Below are 23,022 nucleotides of genomic sequence, written 5' to 3' on the forward strand. Positions count from 1 at the left end.
CTGTCTATCCTTAGGCTTTAGCCTTGACATCAACTCTTAGCTAGACTGGCATGATCGGGCAGACAGAAAATCTAATAAATCTTACTGGACAGTATTGATTTTGATGACAAAGCTGATAATTCCTCACTTCAATTCCATATATTTACATTTGTACAATAATCCCCGTCAGCTAACAGACAGGTGAAATATAACGATCTATTTGCATATGAAATCATCAAGACTATTATTTCTTTCGGTATTGCTATCGTGTTTTACTTTATTACCGGCCCAAAATACAATTGAAAATTATATTTGGAAACCTCTGAATCCGGCAGGTGAGGCGGTGGGACGTCACGAAAATGCTTTTGTTCAATTTCAGGGTAAATTTTACCTCATAGGAGGAAGAGGTGTAAAACCGGTCAATGTATACGATCCTGTAAATAATACATGGGAAACCAAAGGTAAGACACCAATGGAAATCCATCACTTCCAGGCCGTTTGGAAAGATGATGTAATTTATATAGTGGGCGCTATGACGGGTAAATATCCGAAGGAAACACCTGTGGAAAACATATGGGAGTACTATCCCAAAGAAGATAAATGGGTGAAAGGGCCTAAAATACCGATGGAATACCAAAGAGGAAGTGCAGGAGCTGTATTGTATCAGGATAAGATATATTTAATTGGAGGAATTGAATATGGCCACACCAGCGGAACGACCAACCGATTCGATTATTACGATTTAAATACGAAGAAATGGGGGAGTTTGACCAAAGCGCCGCATCTGAGAGATCATTTTTCGGCCGTGCTGTTTAACCAGAAGATATATTGCGTTGGAGGAAGAAACACCAGTGTGCATCACCCCGACAATTTTACCGCCTTTTTTGGTGCTACCATACCGGAAGTAGATGTGTATGATTTTGCTACGGATAAATGGATGACATTAAAGTATAATTTACCGGTACCCACTGCCGCAGGAGGAGCTGTTCAAATCCACAATAAAATCATTTACTTTGGCGGAGAGTCAGGTCAGGACAAAGCCCACAACGAAACACAGTGCTTAGATTTGGAAACGTTGAAATGGAGTCAGCTTTCTCCCTTAAAAATAGGAAGGCACGGCAGCACAGCTATTTACTGGGACAACAAAGTTTATATTGCTGCCGGAAGTCCGAATAGGGGCGGAGGCAACATGAGTTCCATCGAGGTTTTTACGAACAAATAATCGATATATCTACGTAATTCCATTTGCCCTTTATACACAGAATCGTCTGTCAGTGGACAGGTTAATCAGATTAACACAGGTTCTTTGTTTTCCTTTTGAAAACCTTAAGAAGCAATACTATTTAATCCGTTTAATTCGTGTAATCTGTGGACAAGAATTTGATTCTCGTTAATAATTAACCCCAAGTCATATGAAAAAGATAATGCCATTTTTAATTCTGTTTTTATTGGTTGCCTTGTTTGTTGTAGTTGAATATGGCGATGAAATGGGGTTGAAAATCAATTTTAACCTAGCCGAACAAAGAAAGGAAGTCATTGAAAAAGCCAAGCCGATAAAAAAAGGGGCATTCGTAAAAAACATTCACTATGGAAGCGATCCGAGCCGACCTGTAAAATGGAAGGTCAACATGAAATACAACCATGAAGGCAAGGGGATTCGTCATGGCGAGAGTATCCGTTATTGGGAAAGTGGAGAAATGGCTTCCCGGATGAATTATGTGGAAGATAAGAAACATGGAACTTATTTGGCCTACTTTAAAAACGGCAAGGTATGGAAAGAGTTGACATATGAAAACGGGGCCATTAGCGGACAATGTAAACACTACGACCGACAAGGAAGACTAACCGCTGAGTATCGGTATAAAAATGGTCTGCCGGGAACTGGGTTAAAGGAGTACACCAACCTGGGTAAGCAGCGTAAACAACCCAAAATACATATTGAAAGAATAGATGAGGTACGATCTGCGAATAAGTATACCTTAAAGCTTTCGCTGGCAGGTGAAAATGCGAAAAGGTATAGAGCAGTTACCTTTTATATGGGCGATTTGGTCGAAGGCAAGTACTTTTCTAAAAATATTTCCGAGGTAGAATCGCTTACCTCAAAAACAGCCAGGATTGTATTGGAGATTCCTAAAGGTTATGTGGTAAATAAAACAATTAATATAGTTGCGGTAGCTAAAAACTCGGAAGCGGTAAAACTTATCTTGCAAAAAAAGGTGGAGGTTGCGGTGAGGGGAGTTTAAGGCGGATTATTCATTACTAATCCCAATCAAGAGCTAAAACAAGGGTTCAACCCTTCTTTGAATTACTAATTTATTGAAATCGTAATTGAAAAGGTGGGTTAGAATGCCCCTTTGCTAAAGGGCGAAGAGCGGAACAAGGAGAACGGGCCAATGGATATTTCATTCTCAGCTTACCTCTCATCGCTCCCTGCATTTAGCTTTATATCTAACCGGCCATTGACCGATTTGATGCAATTTAACCTCCTTGCTATGTTTTAAATCAAGCCCATAATTTTATTTCTTTTGTTTTTTCATAACCAATCCCTATTTTTGGGGCGTATGGCTGCAGAAAAACTATTTTATAGAATAAAAAAGGGAGATACCTTAGCTTTTGAAGAACTTTTTGAGCAGTTGTACCCCTCGATGTGTGTGGTAGCCAAATCGTATGTAAAAGATGAAGATATTGCCGAGGATATTGCACAGGAAGCTTTTATAAAGTTATGGAATAACCGTGAGAGCTACGATGATATAAGCTCCTTAAAATCCTTTCTGTATGTGATGGTAAAAAACATCAGCCTTAATCGTATTAAAAAAGAAGAACAAGGACGAAAATACGAAGAAGAAGTCGATAAGGCATTTGAAAAAGATATCAGCCATAAAATCATCGAAGAAGAATCTTACCGAATTATATACCAGGCTGTAAACGCCCTTCCAGAGCAAAGCAGGAACATCATGAACTTAAGCCTGCGAGGCATGCAAAACCAGGAGATAGCCACTAACCTGGGAGTCTCTATAAACACTGTGAAAACACTTAAATACAATGCGCTTAAAACCTTGAGGATTACGCTGAAGGATTACTACTTTTTATTGGCTCTGCTGCTAAAGGAGTTTTAGTCAGTAAGTAATGGTCATTGGTTGTTGGTTAGTTGAATAGTTCAACCCCTATCGGGGCTGGTGTACAATATGGCATGATGCCGTGTGTTGCACACACGGTTATTCATAGTTAAGCCCATTCTGGGCATTGCTTTTACCTTATGGTTTGTTTTAAATAGTTGTACAAAGATGCACTCTTTAGGGCTGCCTTGATGAGTTAGCGATGTCGCGGATTTTACCCACGGTTTCCGCAATTCTTCGGAACAAGTATTCCTAGTTTTGTCCCTATCGGGACATGTTTATGCTACTACCAATTATAAAATTACAGGTTATTAATGTGTTATTCAAACCTGTTGTACATTATGGGGATGAAAAGCCAGGAACTGGCTTAACTATGAATAACCACCGGTGAAGCCGGTGGTTTCTGAGCTCCAATGTATCATCCCCGAAAGGGGGTGAACAAATGCTCACGGGAAAAATTTCATGTCAACTTCAATATTATGCTCCTTTAGTAATCTGAGGTATTCTTCCTCAAACGTTTCTTTTTGATGATGCTCTTGTTGGTTCTTGATATAGTTGATTATTTTTTCTTTGTCCCAATAAGCATAGGTAAGTGCTGCATATCCATCCGCCCAGCCTCTAAAATAAGGGAAATGACCTGTTGCTTTAAGTCTTATTGATGATGCTGTTTTTATATCCCTTACAAAATCAGCCATAGCAATGCTTGGATGGAGATCGGATAACATATGTACATGCTCTTCCATGGCATTAATGCGGTAAAGAAAACCATTTTTCTTCTGTATAATACCCCAAATATAGTTGAAGAGCTCACTCGAGTATCCCATGTTTAGTGTTTTCTCGCTTTCTTTTGTGCGAAATATAATGTGGTAAAGTATTTGGCGATAGCTTGACATGTTGATCATGTTTTGGTGATACAGACCTTAAGGAACAACAATCATTCTTTAAGTTCAACCCCTATCGGGGCTGGTGTACAATATGGCATGATGCCGTGTGTTGCACACACGGTTATTCATAGTTAAGCCCATTCTGGGCATTGCTTTTACCTTATGGTTTGTTTTAAATAGTTGTACAAAGATGTACTCTTTAGGGCTGCCTTGACGAGTTAGCGATGTCGCGGATTTTACCCACGGTTTCCGCAATTCTTCGGAACAAGTATTCCTAGTTTTGTCCCTATCGGGACATGTTTATGCTACTACCAATTATAAAATTACAGGTTATTAATGTGTTATTCAAACCTGTTGTACATTATGGGGATGAAAAGCCAGGAACTGGCTTAACTATGAATAACCACCGGTGAAGCCGGTGGTTTCTGAGCTCCAATGTATCATCCCCGAAAGGGGGTGAACAAATGCTCACGGGAAAAATTTCATGTCAACTTCAATATTATGCTCCTTTAGCAACCTAAGGTATTCTTCCTCAAACGTTTCTTTTTGATGATGCTCTTGTTGGTTCTTGATGTAGTTGATTATTTTTTCTTTGTCCCAATAAGCATAGGTAAGTGCTGCATATCCATCCGCCCAGCCTCTAAAATAAGGGAAATGACCTGTTGCTTTTAGTCTTATTGATGACGCTGTTTTTATATCCCTTACAAAATCAGCCATAGCAATGCTTGGATGGAGATCGGATAACATATGTACATGCTCTTCCATGGCATTAATGCGGTAAAGAAAACCGTTTTTCTTTTGGATAATACCCCAAATATAGTTGAAGAGCTCACTCGAGTATCCCATGTTTAGTGTTTTCTCGCTTCCTTTTGTGCGAAATATAATGTGGTAAAGTATTTGGCGATAGCTTGACATGTTGATCATGTTTTGGTGATACAGACCTTAAGGAACAACAATCATTCTTTAAGTTCAACCCCTATCGGGGCTGGTGTGTAATGCGTCATGATGCCGTGCGTTGCACACACGGTTATTCATAGTTAAGCCCATTCTGGGCATTGCTTATTTAACCTTATGGTTTGTTTTAAATAGTTGTACAAAGATGTACTCTTTAGGGCTGCCTTGACGAGTTAGCGATGTCGCGGATTTTACCCACGGTTACCGCAATTCTTCGGAATAAGTATTCCTAGTTTTGTCCCTATCGGGACATGTTTATGCTACTACCAATTATAAAATTACAGGTTATTAATGTGTTATTCAAACCTGTTGTACATTATGGGGATGAAAAGCCAGGAACTGGCTTAACTATGAATAACCACCGGTGAAACCGGTGGTTTCTCAACCTAAATGTATCATCCCCGAAAGGGGGTGAATAGGTAAGCAACTTAACGAATATCTACTGACCATTGACTAATGTCGAATGACTAATCAACACTAATAAAAAAAAATACATTTTTTTATCCCTCCATTCATCCCCTTAAATTTTTCGATTGTTTTATTAGTAGAAAACAAAGGATACCATGGAAAACTTTGAATTTGAATATAAAATTGCCCAACTCATTTCCAAGGAGGTTAGTGGGGAGCTTTCAGCTGAGGAAACAGCTATGCTTCAAAAGTGGTTAGAAGAATCGGAAGAGAACCAGAAGTTATACGAAACGATTAAGAGAGGTAAGAAAAGAGAGGTGAGAGATAAGTATGTTGATCGTATTGATTCGCGAAAAGCCTGGAAGCAGATTAACCTGGAGATTAAAACAGCAGGTAAAATAAGAAGGATGCCTTTGTGGATTGGTCGTGTAGCAGTCATATTAATTATTGCATTATTAGCTGGCACGGTTTACTTTGTTTCTCGGATTATGGGAGATCAACCTGCTCGGTTAGCGCAGGTTGAGATTAAACCTGGTTCTTCTAAGGCAGTTCTTATGTTGGACGATGGTAAAGCCGTTCAGCTGGAATCCGCAGAAAACGATAGTATATTGGAGAGCGATGGCACGTTAATCACGAACTTAAACGGACAACTAGCTTATACCGGTTCCAGCAATAAAAATTTAGAGACCAAGTATAATACCGTTAAGGTTCCTCGTGGGGGAGAGTATCATATTACCTTATCGGATGGAACGCAAGTGTGGTTAAACTCTGACTCAGAGATAAAATACCCTGTACAGTTTGCCAGTAATAAACGAAAAGTGTGGGTAAGCGGTGAAGTATATTTTGATGTGGAAACGGATAAAGCCCGACCATTTATTGTGGATGTAAAAGATATTGAGGTGGAGGTGCTGGGAACCGAGTTTAATATTGAAGCATATCGTGAAACTGATAGGGTAGCAACGACCCTGGTAGAAGGAAGTGTTAAACTTCGCAAAGCTTCGGAAGAGGTGATTATCAAACCCGAACAACAAGCTGTTATTCACGATACAGAAAAAATGTTTGCTGTTCATAATGTAGATGCCAAAGTTTATGCTTTGTGGAAGGAAGGCATTATTTATTGCGAAGGTGAAAGATTGGAAGTGGTAATGGACAAACTGGCCAGATGGTATGATGCCAACCTGTTTTATATGAATCCGTCACTCAAAGACAAACGATTTAATATAGAAGTAAAACGATACGAGAATATTGATAAAATACTGGAAATATTGGCTGCCACCAATAAAGTCCGCTTTGAGGTTCACGAGAATAATATCACTATTATGGAATGATATGAAGAAGGGTTGAACCCCTTCATAGCTTGCTCCGCTATAAGCGGAGGTTCTTGGTTTTAGAGCGCAAGTGTCCACGGGTTATCACCCGTGGTTATTCATATTTTAACCCTTTTCAGGGTTATGACGTAGCTCGTAAATTTTATTTAAAAGAATGGAATTGAAAAGTATTGTAAATCAACCATGAAGTGGTTTTAACTTTGAATAACCCTGGGTGAAACCCAGGGGATAGTAACCAAGTAAATAGCAACACTGAAGGGGTTGAACTATAATAAAATAAAAAACCAAGGTTGCTGACACAACCCTGGTTTATAGTCAATAATACAATTCCCTGCCAGGAATTGAAATGTAAACCTAAATACAAATTTATGCATTTAATTGAAACTATGGGTTTCTCTCGGAAGAAACTCAACAAACCTTTATTGGTGATGAAACTAATATTCATGTTAATGGTAGTTTGTTCGGTTCAATTGACGGCCAGTGTTTATTCACAAAACACCAGGCTGAATATTGAAATAAGCAACCAGTCTCTCGAAGATGTTTTAAAAGAGATTCGCAATAAAAGTGAATTTACCTTTGTATACGACCTTGAAGATGTTGAGGGGGTATGGTTAGAGGAAGCCAACTACAAAGGGGCTACCGTGGAAGAAATATTAAACGATTGTTTGAGGAATACCACTTTAACTTATGAAGTAATTGATAAAGTGGTAATACTGAAACAGACTTCGCCCAAAACGGTTGTCGCACAACAGGAGCCCGAAAAAGTAACCATCAGCGGTAAAGTAACCGATGAAACAGGGGGGGCTATACCCGGTGTTACAGTTTATGTAAAAGGAACAAGTGCAGGAACGGTTACCGATGCTAACGGAAACTACTCTTTGCTCATTCCGAATGCAAAGGTTTCCGTCTCATTTTCTTTTATTGGCTTTGTAAACCAGGAAATTGAAGTAGAGGGGAGTCAGTCGTTGGATGTCAGACTTGTTAAAGATGTTCAAGAAGTGGATGAAGTTGTTGTAACCGGTATTGTGCAAATTCGAAAAGAAAGCTTTACCGGAACAGCGACTATTGTTGAAGCTGATGAATTAATGTCAATGGGGACTGATAATGTAATTAGAAGTTTAGTGTTATTAGACCCAGCCTTAAATATTGTTGATAATAACGTATTTGGCTCTGATCCTAATGTTTTACCGGAAATAAGGTTAAGAGGTGATGCCATATTAAGTGCAACTGATCCGGAATTTGATGTAACAAGCTTTAGTTCTGACCCAAATGCACCAATATTTATATTGGATGATTTTGAAACTACACTTACAAAAGTAATTGATATGGATATGAACCGTATCGAATCGATTACAATCTTAAAAGATGCTGCTGCAACGGCAATGTATGGTTCAAGAGCTGCAAATGGTGTTATTGTTATTAAAACCAAACAACCGGAAGCAGGAAAAGTAAAAGTAAGCTATAACTTAAATACTGTAATTAGTCTACCAGATCTTGATTCTTATGATTTGTTGAACGCAGAAGAGTTATTTGGTTTACAAAAAGACCTGGGCTTATTCAATTATTTTCATGATAGCGACAATGGCTTACATAAAATTACAGCCATCGAAAAAAATATTGCCAAGGGAGTAAACACAGACTGGATGGCACAACCAACCAGAAATGCGTTTGGACAGAAACATTCGTTGAATTTTATGGGAGGAGATGAGTATATACGATATATGCTGGACGTGAATTATAGTGATAAACCTGGGGTTATGAAGGGCTCAGATCGCAAAAACTATGGGATTGCACTTACGCTTAATTATAATCTGAAAAATAAACTAATCTTAAAAAACCGAATAGCTGTTGATAAAAATAACGCTGAGAATTCCCCTTACGGTTCATTTGACTATTATGCTAAAATGCCGGGTTATTTACCTATCCAATATTCAAACGGTCAGCTAATTGAACGCTATGTTATTCCAGTATATGATACTGAAGATTATAGTTATTTTTCTAACTATAACCCGGTGTACGAGGCGGGCGTTGGTAACTCTGATCACACAAAATACATGGATATCAATAATAACTTCTCCTTAGAATGGAGAATTGTATCCGGGTTAAAACTAAAAGCGAACATTTCTTATACAAACAACAATTATAAAAATAAAGTATTTGTTTCTCCAGATTCTTATAAATATTGGAGTACTTCAAATCCAGAAAGAAAAGGTTTATTTACTTTTTCAGATGTTGTTTCAGAGTCAATCTACGGGAATGCCATATTAAGCTATATGAAAGAGATCAAGAAGCATTTCATTAATGCTTCTTTGGCCTATAATGTTTCTAGCAAAACTTCAGAGTTACTTGGTTTTAGTGCACAAGGATTTGCAGCAAGTAAATACAATAACCCGGCATTCGCCAATAGTTATGCAGTAGGAGGAGTTCCGCCTGCATCCGAACAAACGGTTCGTTTAATTGGCGGTCTGGCAAGTGTTAACTATACTTTTGATAATCGGTTTCTTGCTGATCTTACCTATCGCTTAGATGGGTCTTCGCAATTTGGGGCGAATGACAAAACTGCCGGTTTTTATAGTTTTGGGTTAGGTTGGAATATTCATAAAGAGAAATTTTTAAGAAATAACGATGTCATAAGTCGGTTCAAAATTAAAGGAACTTATGGAGAAACCGGCTCTGTAAATTTCTCAGCCTATCAGGCTAAAGATGTATTACAGTATTATACCGATGTGAGATATCTTGGAGGACTGGGAACATACCTGGCTGCCCTGGGTAATGAAAATCTGAGCTGGCAAACAACTACAACACTTGACTTGGGTGTAGAGTTTGGTTTTTTCGCCAATAAAATCTCAGGATCTTTCAACTATTACGATAAGAATACAAGTGATATGATTATGGATATCACAACGCCTCCTTCAATAGGATTTGATTCATTTAAAGAGAATCTTGGAGAGATGGAAAATAAAGGTTTTGAGTTTGCGCTGCGAGCAAAACTGATTAATAAAGCAAAATTTAAATGGAACGTTTACTGGTCTGGTTACCAGAATAAATCAAAGATATTAGGAATTGGGAATTCCTTAAAATATTATAACGAGCTAAGTAATCAGGCAGGTTTAACTGATGCAGAAATACAAGCATACGAAGAAAGCTATGGCTCTGCGGATGATTTTATTATGGAATCTTCACATAACTTCTATGTGCGATTTGAAGAAGGTAGATCGAATACTGCAATTTATGCGGTCAGATCATTAGGTATTGATCCGATGACAGGTAAAGAAATCTTCCTTACAAAGGATGGGGTGCCAACTTTTGACTGGGATGCGAAGGATAAAGTAGTAGTTGGCGATTCAGAGGCTAAACTAAGGGGTAGTTTTGGAACAGATGTAGCTTATGGACCTTTGGAAATCGGTTTTATGTTTTCGTATAGCACCGGAGGACAAAAGTATAATCAAACTTTGGTGAATAAAGTTGAAAACTCAAATAAGTACTACAATGTGGATAGAAGAGTACTGGAAGAAACCTGGATGGAGCCAGGAGACGTCGTTAAATACAAAAATAATGTACTTAGTTGGGGCAATATGAGCTATACGCCTGCTAGTGATCGATTTGTTCAGGACTATAGTTATTTGAATTTAAGTTCTGTGAATATGAATTATCATATACCGGAACATTTCTATAACAAAATAGGCATAGAGTCACTACGACTTACTTTTAATATGGGTGATGTTTTTAACTGGTCAACAGTTAAAATGGAGCGCGGTACCTCGTACCCGTATGCACGCTCTTTCACAATCGGATTACGTGCTAACTTTTAAATTTTGGAAAAATGAAAAATAAAATATTAATTCTTATCATATTAGCGGTAAGCCAATCTTTTTTGGGATGTAATGATTGGTTAGATGTGTCACCAGTAACAGATATCGATTTAGAAGATCAGATTAAATCGGCAGATGGTTTTAATGAAATGCTAAATGGAGTGTATATTTCATTAAGTGACGAAAGTTTGTACGGGCACCATTTAATGTATGGTGCGTTGGCACAAGCGGCTCAAAACCATGTTGAGTCATCTGATTTGCCAATTACAAATTTCGATTATGTATCGACCAACCCAAAGTCAATTATTAAGAATGTCTGGAACAATCTTTATAATGCAATAGCAAATAACAATATAATACTGGATAATATCGATGATAATGCAGACCTGTTTTTACCTGATGATTATAAGTTGGTTAAAGCTGAAGCCATAGCGCTTAGGGCATTTATCCACTTTGATGCATTAAGATTGTTTGGAGATGTATACGTAGACGGTACTAGCGAAGATCCTCAAATACCGTATGTTACAAAATATGAGAGATTAAGATTCCCTCATCTTCCCATTGCAGATGTATATGCAAAAATTCTTGAAGATCTGGATGCCGCAGAAGCTATACTTGAAGAAGTTGATCCTATAAAAGGCAGTTACGAGGGTATATTATTTTCCGCTGATGAACGCAAGTATCATATGAACTATTATGCTGTTTTGGCCCTGAAAGCAAGAGTGTATATTACCATGAAAGACAATGTAAATGCATTATTGTATGCCGAAAAAGTTATAAATGAATATGAATGGAGTTGGGTAAGTCCCGATCGCTTAAATGGTAGTGATGATGAAAAAGATTTATTATTCATGGATGAGCTTATATGCGCACTCAATGTGTCGAAACTGAACACTTATTATAATAGATACTTTGGAGAGAATAGCACTCAATACCATGCGGCAACCACAAGTGATAATTATGCCGATCTTGTGTTTGAGAAAACCATTGCTCCTGTTCGTTGGTGGCAATCCCCAACACCGGGACCAGGCGGAAACGACTGGAGATATTTGCATTTGATGAAGATCGGTGGTTTTGGTCATAGGTCAATTTCTATAAAATATGATCAGGATGTTCCAATTCAGAAATATTTTTCTGACGAAGGTTGGGTTACTTTGATTCAACACAGAACGGTTCCATTAATTAGAATTACCGAATTAATGTTAATTGCGGCTGAAGCCAGTCTTGAAACAGATTTGGATAAAGCCATTCAATATGTAAATTCCATCAAAGAGAAAAGAGAAGTAGAATTGACCGATATTTCTGGAAGTGTCGAAGATGTATTGGATGCTATTGTTAAAGAATTACGTAAGGAAACTTACCTGGAAGGGCAAATATTTTATATGTATAAAAGATTGCAACTTACCAGCATACCAACAATGGGTACTAAATATTTTAGAGATGTAACTCCCGAGAATTTTATTTTTCCACTACCTGACAATGAACTGGAATTTGGAAATATTCAGGAATAGTTATTTGATAGAAAAAATAATCTATTAATTATCATTTACATAAAATATTATGAAGACAAAAAATATATCTATACTACTTTTCCTATTAGTATTCGTGCTTTCCTGTTCTAAAGACGAGATTACCGAATACAGAGGAGTTAATTATGTTTATTATGAAGACATGGTTAATGATGAAGGTGAATATCCTTCAAAATACTTTACATTCTTGTTTGAGGATGAATCTACTACGGAGAAAACAATTGAAATTCCCGTATTGGTTTCAGGAACAATGTCTGATAATGACAGATTGTTTAAGGTTGAAATCGTTGATACTTTAACAACAGCTATTGAAAATACACATTTTGAAATCGATCCGGATATTCAATCAATTTCTGAAAACGCTATTGGAGGAAACCTAATTGTGAAGTTGCTTAGAACTGCCGACATGCAGAATACCGAATATACTTTAGGATTAAAAGTTGCTGCGAATGAAAATTTTATACCGGCTTTTAGCCAGGTATATAAATTGCGCTTTAGCGACTTTCTTTCCGAACCCGATTGGTGGTATCCCTGGACCAGGTATGCAGGTATTAATGGCAGGTATCCATATATTGGGGAGTTTACCGTCACTAAATGTATATTGTGGATGGAGTTCAATGAAATAATGGATGGTACAGATCCAATTGCTGAATATAAAGATAGGCAAAGTTCTACCGGAATTTGGTTGTATGTGGATGCACCTGTATATGCGCTTATGTTCGGCTTTAAAAATTGGCTAGCCGACCATCCGGATGCTCCAATATATGATGAAAATGGGGATTTAGTTTTAAATACACTTTACTAAAGAATGAACAAAATGAAAATAATAAATAGAATTGTATATAGTCTATTGATCGGAATCTTTATGGTATCCTGCTTAAAGGATAATGGAGAATACGATTATATCGAACTGGAAGGAGTAGATTTTTCAAACCTTCCAACAGAAGAATATGCTATTATTGGTACAGAACTGGAGATCGAGGGTAATATTGTTACTGATATTCCAGAAGAAAACCGGGCTTATGCCTGGTATATTCGTGTATTTCGAGATGGAGACAGGACGGGTGATACTTTAAGTGTAGAAAAAGATTTGAATGTGATCACTTCCTTTGACCCTGGGACTCAAAATCTAATTTATTCAGTTTACGACAAAGAAAACAATGTAAGGTATAATAAAGCGATTGATATATATGTCGTAACGCCTTTTACTCAAGGCTGGGCAATTTTAAAAGAAAAAAATGGTTTGGCCGAATTCGATTTTATTTCTGAAATTACAGATGATCTTATTGTAGATGTTTTTGAAAATGTTGCCAAGGTTAACCCAACAGGAACTCCTGTTAATATCGGATTTAACTGGAACAAAGCACAAGGATGGAATCAAATGTTTATCTGCACGAGTGATGGCGGTGCTTATTTTGATGGGATTACCATGCAGTTAGATAAATACATTGTAGATCGGTTTAATTCAACAAGCAGACTTGAGCTCCCATTTACAAAAATTGGGATTGATAATATTACAGATGGCTATGGTTGGCCTTTATTGGCAGGTGGAAATATTTATACCAAAAATGGAAGTTCCCTTGAAGATGGCTGGTGGGAATTTCCTGCTGAGGGTGACTATTATGTAACAGATAAAATGGCCTGGGGGCTTGGTACTGTGGTGTATTTTGATGAACTAAACAGACGATACATTACAAATGCAAAGAATGGCTATTATACTGATTATTATAAAATGGAAGCCGTAACCACTAGTGATCCTGAAAATGCCCTTTTCGACCCATCAAACCTAAACATGGATTGTATGTGGATGGAAACTGAAGGTTCAAGTTACAATATAATATCAGTGCTGAAGAGTGATGCCGGAAATTACTTTTTACAAAGATTTTTATCTCATATAACTAAAGGCTTTACCGCCAATGCACATATTCAGCTTCCAACAGGTTTAGTGGATGATAATTCTCAATATGCAAACGATAATGTGTATAGTTTTACCTACATGTCGCAGGGTAATAAAATTCACCGTTACAACAGGGTATCAGATGTAATTAACGAAAACTACCTGGAATTAACTGGTGAGATTAAGAAACTGGAAGTACATAAAGAAGGGGGTGTTTTAGCCGTTGTTTACGATAGCCAAGATGGAGGATCAACTATTGAAATCATTGATTTGTTAAATGATGGTGCTGTTTTGGCGACATACGAAATCGATTCTAAAGTGGTAGAAATCGAACACAAATTAGATGACTAGAGTTTAATTCGTGATTTATGACAATCTCTCTAAGTTATATATTTATATGGCTTAGGGGTATTGTTTGAAAATGCTATAATTAGCTGTGCTGCAGGTACCCTCTATTCTTATGTCTTTTGCATTATATTTTGTGATTATAAAGTGGTAACGGGATAATTAACCCATTCGTAACAAATTGTTTAGGTATGAAAATAATAATATTTAGTTTAGGATTGGCCTTGAGTCTGGTGGCTTGCATAAAAAAAGCTCCAGACTACGCTGTATTTACTGGTAAAATTGATAATCTCGATATTAAAGAGATAACCTTAGCAAAAGCAGATCGGTCGTTTAGTAGGAAAATTGCTGTTGATCCAAATGGTACTTTTGCCGATACAATTAAAGCTGATCCCGGCCTATACTTGCTTACTGCAGGTAAAAACAGGTCGAGTGTATATCTATACAATGGGAGTGCTGTTAACATTACGGCAGACGCTAACGATTTTAATGCTTCTCTTAATGTTTCTGGCAAGGGTGCAGCGGCCACTAATTATATGATATTTAAAAATAAAAAGACTGCGGAACTTAAAGGTGAAGGCATGGACGTTTATAAATTGGAAGAAGCTGATTTTAAAAATAAATTTAAGGAAATAAATAAGACCTTAAATGCCAAATTAGATACCGCCCAAGGAATTACGCCTGCCTTTAAATCCTTAGAAAAGCGCAATCTTAATTACGACTATTTACTTGAATTGTCGCGCTATGCCGGTGGTTATCATAGGCAATGGGCAAAAAAAAGAGGCTACAAAGCTTCTGAGGAGTTTTTAGCTGAATTAAAGGAAATTGATCTGAATAATGACATTGACTTTTATTTCTCGAGTGCATATAAAAAATTAGTTCACCGGCATTATAATGAAGAAATAAAACAATTAATTAAAAAAGAATCCATTGACTATGGACTTGTTAAGGTGACGGTATATTCAACCATTCCGAATCAAACCATAAAGAATGAACTTATTTTCTCCGGAGCGGAAAACCAAATTTACAACACGGAAAAATTTGAGGATTTTTACAAAATATTTATGGGTGCTTCTACAAACGAAGAAAACAATGCTAAGATCACTGAAATTTACAATCAGTTAATAAAGCTCAACAAAGGTCAACGATCACCAAAGTTTGTCGATTACGAGAACAATGCAGGAGGAACACTTTCATTGGATGACCTCAAAGGGAAATATATCTTTATAGATGTTTGGGCAACTTGGTGTGGCCCTTGTGTTGCTGAATTACCGCACTTAAAACGGTTGGAAAAAGAATATAGCGGCAAGAATATAAGTTTTCTGAGTATCTCTATGGATGATCAAAAAGATCATGATAAATGGACAAAAATGATTGCAGATAAGGGGCTGGGTGGCATTCAAGTGCTTGCGGACAGCGCTTTTAAATCTCAATTTATACAAGATTATGAAATTAGATCAATTCCGCGTTTTATATTAATCGATCCAGAAGGTCTAATTGTAACACAACATGCACCACGTCCTTCCAGTCCCGAAATCATCGATTTATTCAATTCGTTAAATATTTAAAAACCGAAGACACTGTTTCATAAAAGGGCGTAGTTTTAAAAATACAGGGGGTAGTTATTTAGAGTTGAAACCTTTGTAACCAGATAGCTAAGCACTGACCTAGGTTAATACCGCAATTTCGGATTGGCATTAACAGACTTATAATGGAGAAACGAAATAATGTTCTGTTCAACGGAGCTAATTATTGGGCTCCGACGACGTTTTGTGGCAAATAATCGACATGCGTTAAACCCGGATTATGTATTGGAGGTTCGTCATGAGCATTGCAAGTACAATAAAACAAGGCATTACTGAAACGAGGCATAACTTGTCCCGATTACTTTCGGGAGCATCGTTCTGGTGAGAAGTGATGCAACGAAGTGTCTTGTTTTGAAACAATTTCAATGGGTAATAGATTTTCTAATGCATATTGCGGGTTAAACATATTAAGGACATAATTTTATCACATCAACTAATAATTAATGTAATGAATAACAAACTTACTTTGACGATAGCAATTATTCTATTTGGCCTACCATTTTATTCTTGTAATAATGAAACTACTATTAAAGTTTCAGGGGAATTAATCGGGGGGGGGCAAGATACTCTGGTCTTTACCAATAAAATCACAAAAGAAACCTTTAACGTTTTGGTAAATGATAGTGGCAAATTTACAAATGAATTTCACGGAGAACCAGGTTATTACCGAGTACGGTCCAAATCACAACAAGTTCTCCCCGGAATTGAAATTTATCTACAAAAGAATAACGTAGCAAGTTTTAAAATTGAAACAGAAAACTGGAGGAGAGAACAAAATTATACGGTTTCGAATAATCCGGAAAGTGAATATTTAAAGCATTTTAATAAATCGAATACTACTCTTTACCGAAAATATAATTATAGCTTGAACAAGCTTGAAGCTGCGCATTTTATCTCCGTGATAGACTCGATGCGTTTGGAACAAAATATATACCTTGAAACGTTTATTTCTAAGCATAAGAAATTGGATGATGATTTCATAAAAGTTGAACAAGAAAGAATACGCTACAATTACGCGGCATTGAAAGAAAGTTATGCATTAAGAAAAAAGCCATCTGCGTTACCTGATAACTTTTTCGATTTCAGGAAACAATTAAATTACAATGATGAGAAGCTTCTGGCGATATCTGCAGTCGATTATGGTTCGACAGTAAGTCGATTTATTCTTAATGAAACAAATCAAACATTAACCGATAATGAAGATTACATGCTTCATACCATCAAAACCTGCATTAAAAACGTCTCGAATCAGAAAGTTTTGGATCATCTTTTAACCACTATGGTAGCGCCATATTTAAAAGATTCAGAAAAGTTCGAAGAGGCATACGCGCTGTTCATTGAAAATTGTAGCAATGAGGATTATGTAAAAATGGCAACTGAAAATTTCAAAAAGTATCAGAAAACGAAAAAAGGAAATCCTTCTCCAAAGTTTGTGGATTACGAAAACTGTGCAGGCGGAACTTCATCATTAGATGATTTTAAAGGCAAGTATGTGTATATAGATGTATGGGCAACATGGTGTGGACCCTGTCTTGCCGAGATTCCTCACCTTAAAAAGGTAGAGCACAAATATCAGGGTAAAAACATTGAGTTTGTAAGTATCTCGGTGGATGTGGAAAAAAACAAGGAGAAGTGGAAGGAAATGGTGGCTGATAAAGAGCTTGGTGGAGTTCAGTTGAGAGCCATTGACAAAGAGTTTATGGATGCCTATTCTATTTCGGGTATTCCACGGTTTATCTTGATTGATACTCAGGGAAATATTGTATCCAGAAGTGCCCCCCGTCCGTCCAACCCTGAGCTGATAACCTTATTTGACGAATTGGGAATATAAATTATTTGCAACTTTTTTGGATTAGTTAGTTTATTTTTCAAGCGTCCTGGGCATAACCTGCCCGGGATTTTTTGTGCTTCACAAAGCAACCAAACATCCGTTTTTTTTCAAGGTTCGGAATTTCTTATTATGGCTATTTCTTTAAATAACTGTCTAAATCCCAATAGTCAACATCGTATTTGTTAAATCCGGTAAGCTGTAAAAAAGAGTTCCCTCGGGCGTTGAATTATTGGATAGGAGCAAGAATGTTTTCAACACTATTTTTTCGTCGATGATTTTGGCAACAAAATAACCCAGCTTACCGAATAAAGCACTTACTTCAAGTAAAATACGATGGTTGAAATAGCAAACCTGTACCTTTTTAAATAAGGCATCTTCAATTAAATTACATATCAATGTTATGTTTATCGGGAACAACCTTTCGCACAACCTATCTAATGCATGCGATTGGATATACACTGGCAGTTTCGTTTTTGAACCATGATACACTTCTTTCAGCAATTCTGTATTTATTTCGCAATCTTCAATAACGGTATCCTCACATTTAAAATCAATTGCAGGATGTTGTACTAAAAAAATAGGTCGCCAATGATTATCGATATTAATATGTTTTTTTACCGGAAGATGACTTTTTAGGTAATAATATGATGAACAGTTAAACTTTTTGTGGTTAACCCTGGGATTTAATTCATAGTGTAAGGTATATAGGGTATGTGTTGGAAGGGTTAGGGTTTTTAACATATCGCATACCGATATTTCTACCAACCAATGTTGTTTGTGCGTGTCGCCATAATATTCTTTCAGGTATTCCACGTCTTTTTCAAGCTCCTTTTTAGTCGCCTCGTCTGTTTTGATGAATTGCTCAATATAACTCATTAATCCATCCATAAGGTAAAGATCGAGAAGGCATATCTTTATTTCGGCAGGTTTTAAGGGACTGTGTCGTTTGGTTTGCAAAGCCATTTTTACCGACCTCTTAAAAATGGAAACAATTTTTGGAGGAATATCAAAATCAGGATGATATTTTACATCGCCATGGTGAATGGTATAAGTGTATGTTTGAATAAAATCATATGATGTAAGCTTGTCGGTAATATTACATCCAACCCCTTTACACAACTCTACCAAGCGTAGTTTGTTGGCCTCAACCGCTTTTTTTACATTAAACCTGGTAGGTTGAGCAGTCTTCTTTTTCGTTTAGGTTTTGATCGTGCCATAAGTATCAAGTTAATAGTATGTAATAAAGATTGATAAGTCTTTGCATTCGTAGGGCTTTTATCCTTTAGTCATCCGATGAGTGGTTTTGGAACGGTTCTGTATAAGCGAAATGTAAATCAGAACCGTTCTCTATTCTTGCTCCGCAGCAATAGTTCTTTCTTATTTTATTCCCAACCTAAATTACTGATCCCATGCCGATAAATAAACGTTCCCAAACCCGAAAAAAAACATGCCTATGTTTTTGCAAAATCATAAGCATGTTTTTAGTAAAACGTAACTATGTTTTTATAAAAACATAAGCACGAATTTAAGAGCCGTCAGTTCGAAAGAGTTTTATTCCACTTTTACATAGTCCAAATTCTTCTGCATTTTCTTTAGTTCTTTGCCGGGAGTAAAAATGCACTTAGCACTTTTAATGGAGTTTGAACCAACTTCTTCCCTTGTTTCTTCCCCGTTGCTCCCGATACTAATTCTAAGACTTCCCAGCTCGCCCAACCTAACAATTGCCCCCTCTTCTAGTCCGTCCTGGATATTCTCAACCAAAGAATAAAGAACCGCCCGGATGTCAGCCCCGCCAACGGTGCTCGTTCTTTCAATACGTTTGGTGAGTTTCTCGAGGGTTAACTCGCCGTTACTGACGGCACTTGCATAAAATTTTTTTTCTCCTCCGCCAGCAACACCAGGCTGGCCCCTTTCAATGACTTTGTATTTTACAGCCATAATTAAAAAAGATTTAGTTGTATATTGCAAAAGTACCGCCCGCCTCCTCTTCCAATCCGGTCGGTCAAAACAGGGAAGGTCGATGACCGGCGGGCGGTATACTCTACCATATTTCTACTAAAGTTATGGGAATAAATTATATTGTCGCAAAGTATCATTATGTTTTACTTGGGCGATGGTTTAGTATTGACAAACGTACGATAAATGTAGACTAATAAACGTTTATAGTCAGTGTGTGCATCAAATAGGTAAAAAGGTAAAGAATAGGTAGCTTAACCCTATAAAGGTTATTTATAACTTTAGCGTTCAGTAGCGCCATAATTTTTATGGTAATCCGATGAGAATAAATTGAACAAAAAAGCCCCTGTAACAAACAGAGGCTTAACTATTTTAATAATATCTTGGTTTTAACAATCCTTTTTATCCTATAAGCATAGCCTATTATTGGAAGCTGTCATAATCGCATTTAATTTGGTCATCTGGTCTTGGGTCAAAAAACTTTTAAATTCCTGACATGAATGGTTTTGGATTTCTATCATCTTAGCCTCCATACCCACTTTATTTTTGCCTATGTATTCGTTAAATTCGGTGGCCGCTTTAAGAAGTACACCATAAGTCTGAATGGATTGCGTATCCGTTAAGTCTATGTTTAATCTCAACTTTGCGGTCTGCATTTGAGCGGTTTGTTGCGCCATTGATATTTGATCCTTTACATCAGTTTGTGCAGAAATGTTTAAAGTTATGGCCAGTGCTATTAATACAATGTATTTCATGTTATTTGGTTTTACTATTTATATTTTGATTGTTTCTTGATTTACTTTCAAAGGAACAGTAAAAACAAATAGTATTAGGTTAATGCTCAATGAATATAGGTTAATTAAGGTTAATGGTGATGAGTCCCGAGTCAACGGTTATTAGTTATTCGTAGTGAGTCGTAAAACCTTACTCCCGTTCTCCTTTCCCGATGATATGATACTTTAACGCATCGGGATTTCGTTTCTCTCAATCTCCTTTCCCCATTCTCCATTTTGACCGGCCACCAATGACCGACCACCGTTCACTGATGACTGGTCACCGGACATTGGAACAATAATTTTATAGGTTTACAAAATGGCAAAGCCCTTATAACCAGTATAATATTCAATCACTCTGCTGATCGACCTAATTATTTGCGCCGGCTATGCCGGTTTCATTTATTATATTAGCATCCCTAAACAATTCACACATGAACCCAAAAAAAACAATCTTAGGTCACCCTACTGCTTTATTTACTCTTTTTGCCACAGAAATGTGGGAACGTTTCAACTACTATGGTATGCGCGCGCTGCTCATGATTTACCTGACCGGAAACCTGGCGACCGGAGGTTTTGGAATGGACGAGGATGCAGCCTTGATTATCTACGGTATTTTTACTTCGTTGGTTTACGTTACTCCCATATTAGGAGGTATTCTGGCCGATAAGTTGCTCGGGCAACGAAAGACGATATACATAGGCGCATTGACCATGGCCATTGGGCAGGTTTTGCTGGCCTATTCTGCTATTATATCCGGCCACAACATGGAGTTTAAAGAAAGCATATTTTATATTGGTCTGGGAATATTAATATTCGGTAACGGCTTTTTTAAGCCCAACATTTCCACCATGGTAGGTGAGTTGTACGAGGCCAATGATGCACGAAGGGACGGGGCCTTTACCATTTTTTATATGGGTATCAATATCGGTGCCATGCTGGGACCCTTTATTTCGGGGTGGCTGGCCGAGAATGACTCTTTTGGACGTTGGGAGTATGGTTTTTTGGCAGCGGCAATGGCCATGATTGTCGGTTTCTTGTGGTTCTTTTTTTCTCGTTCGGCACTGGGAACGGTAGGTATGCCACCAAAGTACAAAGGCAAAATAGATAAGCTGACGGCTAAAGATAATATGGAAGTATTTACTTACGTGATCGCTATTGTTTTGGCCATTGTAGCAACGGTTTATATGGGCAAGATCATTTCACCTTCAGCCCGAAATATCATGGTGTATTCTATTCTGATTCTTGGTGCACTTTACCTCTTGCAAAGTATTGTCCGCAATACCCGGGGTAAAACAGAATGGAGCAGGGTAGGGGTGATCATGGTTCTTGTGGTGTTTAACGTTGTGTTTTGGAGCGGTTACGAGCAGGCAGGAGGCTTGTTTAACCTTTTTGCGCGGGACAGTCTGGACAGAAACCTGGGCAGTTGGACTATCCCTACTACCTGGTTTCAGATGGTACCCGCTATTTCGGTGGTGCTGTTTGCCCCGGTGTTTAGCATTCTATGGGTTCGGTTAGATCGCATTAAGCTAAACCCCAATACGCCCGTTAAATTTGCCTGGGGAATTGTATTGTTGAGTTTGGGTTTTGTGGTAATGGGGTATGCCAACGATTTAACCAAAGGAGGAACCACGTTGATTAACCCCATGTGGCTGGTACTGGTTTTCGTTATCCATACCTGGGGCGAATTATGCCTTTCGCCCATAGGGCTTTCCATGGTCACCAAGCTTTCTCCCCATAAAATTGTATCTACGATGATGGGGGTGTGGATGGGCTCTTTTGCGGCGGGTAATTTCGTGGCCTCACAAATGAAAGCCATCGCAAACAGTCTGGAGAATTCGCTGGGACGTGAAGTGCCCGTTTATTGGTTTATCGCCGTTGAAACAGCCATAGCCGGAGGAATCTTGTTCCTGATCAGCCCGTGGCTCAAAAAAATGATGAAGGGCTTGAAATAGAAATGCGGGAAATAATACCATTTACCAATGGACTAATTTCTAATATATGTGATACATGTCAGGTTAAGAAGTTAGTGTATAGAGTTAAGGGGTAAATGTGTGTTGATTTGAGTGCTGTAAATCAGCTCTCCTCCTTTAAAAGGAGGAGTACCTCACTGAAAGTGAGGGGAGGTGGTTTAGTAAGTTAAGCTTCTGTTTTGATAAAACTCTTTAATTTCATCAATTATTTCATTGGGATGTTCGAATACTATGCGGTTCTCAAACCGTAGTGTAGTAATGCCAAAAGCATTAAGTTTTTCATCTCTCAACCTATCATATTCCTCATTAAAAACATGGTATTCGCCATCCAATTCTATTGCTAGTTTTAATTGGGAACAATAGAAATCAAGAATATAATTATCAATAGAATGCTGCCTTCTAAATTTCAAATTGCAAACTCTCTTTCCTTTAAGATAATTCCAAAGTTCACATTCTGCAGGTGTGGAATTATTTCTCAATAATTTCCTTTTTTTGATATGTTCTGGTCGGTTGCTATCCATTATTGTAATATTTCCTTAAACTAATATACAAAAACGTATAGAACCACCTCCCCTCCACTGCGTGGAGGTACTCCTCCTTGACAAGGAGGAGAGCTGATTCCCGTAACTTATAATGATTAACAAATTTAAT

At 37.5% G+C, this 23,022-nt stretch carries 17 protein-coding genes; 11 read left to right on the top strand and 6 right to left on the bottom strand.

Annotation, left to right across the window (positions count from 1 at the left end; all coding sequences use genetic code 11):
• Nucleotides 1–205 precede the first annotated feature (205 nt).
• The 3 genes from ACT29I_RS01600 to ACT29I_RS01610 all read left to right on the top strand — a co-directional run bounded on the left by ACT29I_RS01600 (nucleotide 206) and on the right by ACT29I_RS01610 (nucleotide 3,095).
• Nucleotides 206–1,201 carry a Kelch repeat-containing protein gene (locus tag ACT29I_RS01600; protein WP_430933178.1) on the top strand — a complete coding sequence of 332 codons (996 nt, stop codon included), beginning with the start codon at nucleotides 206–208 and terminating at the stop codon, nucleotides 1,199–1,201.
• A 190-nt stretch (nucleotides 1,202–1,391) separates the two neighbouring features.
• Nucleotides 1,392–2,222 (top strand): toxin-antitoxin system YwqK family antitoxin, encoded by an 831-nt coding sequence (locus tag ACT29I_RS01605; RefSeq protein ID WP_430933179.1) that lies wholly within the window; start codon nucleotides 1,392–1,394, stop codon nucleotides 2,220–2,222.
• A gap of 318 nt (nucleotides 2,223–2,540) precedes the next feature.
• Nucleotides 2,541–3,095: an RNA polymerase sigma-70 factor gene (locus ACT29I_RS01610; RefSeq protein WP_430933180.1), complete on the top strand. Its 555-nt coding sequence runs from the start codon at nucleotides 2,541–2,543 to the stop codon at nucleotides 3,093–3,095.
• A 446-nt stretch (nucleotides 3,096–3,541) separates the two neighbouring features.
• Here ACT29I_RS01610 and tnpA (ACT29I_RS01615) read toward each other — a convergent pair whose 3' ends face one another.
• Together tnpA (ACT29I_RS01615) and tnpA (ACT29I_RS01620) are read right to left on the bottom strand one after the other, a co-directional pair.
• Nucleotides 3,542–3,988 carry an IS200/IS605 family transposase gene (gene tnpA, locus ACT29I_RS01615; protein ID WP_444792542.1) on the bottom strand — a complete coding sequence of 149 codons (447 nt, stop codon included), beginning with the start codon at nucleotides 3,986–3,988 and terminating at the stop codon, nucleotides 3,542–3,544.
• A 459-nt stretch (nucleotides 3,989–4,447) separates the two neighbouring features.
• Nucleotides 4,448–4,894 (bottom strand): IS200/IS605 family transposase, encoded by a 447-nt coding sequence (gene tnpA, locus ACT29I_RS01620; protein ID WP_444792543.1) that lies wholly within the window; start codon nucleotides 4,892–4,894, stop codon nucleotides 4,448–4,450.
• A gap of 602 nt (nucleotides 4,895–5,496) precedes the next feature.
• Between tnpA (ACT29I_RS01620) and ACT29I_RS01625 the strand changes: the two genes are divergently transcribed.
• The 7 genes from ACT29I_RS01625 (at nucleotide 5,497) to ACT29I_RS01655 (ending at nucleotide 17,669) form a co-directional block, all read left to right on the top strand.
• Complete coding sequence (locus ACT29I_RS01625) at nucleotides 5,497–6,669, top strand: FecR family protein (RefSeq protein ID WP_430933183.1); 1,173 nt, start codon at nucleotides 5,497–5,499, stop codon at nucleotides 6,667–6,669.
• Between the two features lie 368 nt (nucleotides 6,670–7,037).
• Nucleotides 7,038–10,481, top strand: a complete 3,444-nt coding sequence (locus tag ACT29I_RS01630) for a SusC/RagA family TonB-linked outer membrane protein (RefSeq protein WP_430933184.1) — start codon at nucleotides 7,038–7,040, stop codon at nucleotides 10,479–10,481.
• Nucleotides 10,482–10,492: 11 nt separating this feature from the next.
• Complete coding sequence (locus ACT29I_RS01635; protein ID WP_430933185.1) at nucleotides 10,493–11,992, top strand: RagB/SusD family nutrient uptake outer membrane protein; 1,500 nt, start codon at nucleotides 10,493–10,495, stop codon at nucleotides 11,990–11,992.
• Nucleotides 11,993–12,041: 49 nt separating this feature from the next.
• Nucleotides 12,042–12,815 (top strand): DUF4843 domain-containing protein, encoded by a 774-nt coding sequence (locus tag ACT29I_RS01640; protein WP_430933186.1) that lies wholly within the window; start codon nucleotides 12,042–12,044, stop codon nucleotides 12,813–12,815.
• Nucleotides 12,816–12,827: 12 nt separating this feature from the next.
• Entirely contained in the window at nucleotides 12,828–14,258 is a 1,431-nt protein-coding gene (locus ACT29I_RS01645) for a PKD-like family lipoprotein (RefSeq protein WP_430933188.1), read from the top strand.
• A gap of 185 nt (nucleotides 14,259–14,443) precedes the next feature.
• A complete protein-coding gene (locus tag ACT29I_RS01650; RefSeq protein WP_444792544.1) occupies nucleotides 14,444–15,820 on the top strand; it encodes a TlpA family protein disulfide reductase in 1,377 nt (458 codons plus the stop codon).
• Nucleotides 15,821–16,286: 466 nt separating this feature from the next.
• Nucleotides 16,287–17,669 carry a TlpA family protein disulfide reductase gene (locus ACT29I_RS01655; RefSeq protein WP_444792545.1) on the top strand — a complete coding sequence of 461 codons (1,383 nt, stop codon included), beginning with the start codon at nucleotides 16,287–16,289 and terminating at the stop codon, nucleotides 17,667–17,669.
• A 153-nt stretch (nucleotides 17,670–17,822) separates the two neighbouring features.
• Here the strand turns inward: ACT29I_RS01655 and ACT29I_RS01660 are convergent, their stop codons facing one another.
• The 3 genes from ACT29I_RS01660 to ACT29I_RS01670 all read right to left on the bottom strand — a co-directional run bounded on the left by ACT29I_RS01660 (nucleotide 17,823) and on the right by ACT29I_RS01670 (nucleotide 20,380).
• Nucleotides 17,823–18,797, bottom strand: a complete 975-nt coding sequence (locus ACT29I_RS01660; protein WP_444792546.1) for a hypothetical protein — start codon at nucleotides 18,795–18,797, stop codon at nucleotides 17,823–17,825.
• A 423-nt stretch (nucleotides 18,798–19,220) separates the two neighbouring features.
• On the bottom strand, nucleotides 19,221–19,607 hold the full coding sequence (locus ACT29I_RS01665) for an HU family DNA-binding protein (protein ID WP_430933193.1): 387 nt from the start codon (nucleotides 19,605–19,607) through the stop codon (nucleotides 19,221–19,223).
• Between the two features lie 425 nt (nucleotides 19,608–20,032).
• Nucleotides 20,033–20,380: a hypothetical protein gene (locus ACT29I_RS01670; protein ID WP_430933194.1), complete on the bottom strand. Its 348-nt coding sequence runs from the start codon at nucleotides 20,378–20,380 to the stop codon at nucleotides 20,033–20,035.
• 452 nt (nucleotides 20,381–20,832) lie between these two features.
• Between ACT29I_RS01670 and ACT29I_RS01675 the strand changes: the two genes are divergently transcribed.
• Nucleotides 20,833–22,353, top strand: coding sequence for a peptide MFS transporter (locus ACT29I_RS01675; RefSeq protein WP_444792547.1), 1,521 nt, complete (start codon nucleotides 20,833–20,835; stop codon nucleotides 22,351–22,353).
• Between the two features lie 176 nt (nucleotides 22,354–22,529).
• On the opposite strand, the gene ACT29I_RS01680 is transcribed toward ACT29I_RS01675, so the two are convergent.
• A complete protein-coding gene (locus ACT29I_RS01680) occupies nucleotides 22,530–22,850 on the bottom strand; it encodes an endonuclease domain-containing protein (protein ID WP_444792548.1) in 321 nt (106 codons plus the stop codon).
• Between the last annotated feature and the right edge of the window lie 172 nt (nucleotides 22,851–23,022).

The sequence above is a fragment of the Saccharicrinis sp. GN24d3 genome (assembly GCF_052400645.1).
GTDB lineage: Bacteria > Bacteroidota > Bacteroidia > Bacteroidales > Marinilabiliaceae > Saccharicrinis.

Coding starts and splice junctions, on each gene's coding strand:
- ACT29I_RS01600 (WP_430933178.1), top strand. CDS start 206: ATGAAATCATCAAGACTATTATTTCTTTCGGTATTGCTATCGTGTTTT.
- ACT29I_RS01605 (WP_430933179.1), top strand. CDS start 1,392: ATGAAAAAGATAATGCCATTTTTAATTCTGTTTTTATTGGTTGCCTTG.
- ACT29I_RS01610 (WP_430933180.1), top strand. CDS start 2,541: ATGGCTGCAGAAAAACTATTTTATAGAATAAAAAAGGGAGATACCTTA.
- tnpA (WP_444792542.1), bottom strand. CDS start 3,988: ATGTCAAGCTATCGCCAAATACTTTACCACATTATATTTCGCACAAAA.
- tnpA (WP_444792543.1), bottom strand. CDS start 4,894: ATGTCAAGCTATCGCCAAATACTTTACCACATTATATTTCGCACAAAA.
- ACT29I_RS01625 (WP_430933183.1), top strand. CDS start 5,497: ATGGAAAACTTTGAATTTGAATATAAAATTGCCCAACTCATTTCCAAG.
- ACT29I_RS01630 (WP_430933184.1), top strand. CDS start 7,038: ATGCATTTAATTGAAACTATGGGTTTCTCTCGGAAGAAACTCAACAAA.
- ACT29I_RS01635 (WP_430933185.1), top strand. CDS start 10,493: ATGAAAAATAAAATATTAATTCTTATCATATTAGCGGTAAGCCAATCT.
- ACT29I_RS01640 (WP_430933186.1), top strand. CDS start 12,042: ATGAAGACAAAAAATATATCTATACTACTTTTCCTATTAGTATTCGTG.
- ACT29I_RS01645 (WP_430933188.1), top strand. CDS start 12,828: ATGAAAATAATAAATAGAATTGTATATAGTCTATTGATCGGAATCTTT.
- ACT29I_RS01650 (WP_444792544.1), top strand. CDS start 14,444: ATGAAAATAATAATATTTAGTTTAGGATTGGCCTTGAGTCTGGTGGCT.
- ACT29I_RS01655 (WP_444792545.1), top strand. CDS start 16,287: ATGAATAACAAACTTACTTTGACGATAGCAATTATTCTATTTGGCCTA.
- ACT29I_RS01665 (WP_430933193.1), bottom strand. CDS start 19,607: ATGGCTGTAAAATACAAAGTCATTGAAAGGGGCCAGCCTGGTGTTGCT.
- ACT29I_RS01670 (WP_430933194.1), bottom strand. CDS start 20,380: ATGAAATACATTGTATTAATAGCACTGGCCATAACTTTAAACATTTCT.
- ACT29I_RS01675 (WP_444792547.1), top strand. CDS start 20,833: ATGAACCCAAAAAAAACAATCTTAGGTCACCCTACTGCTTTATTTACT.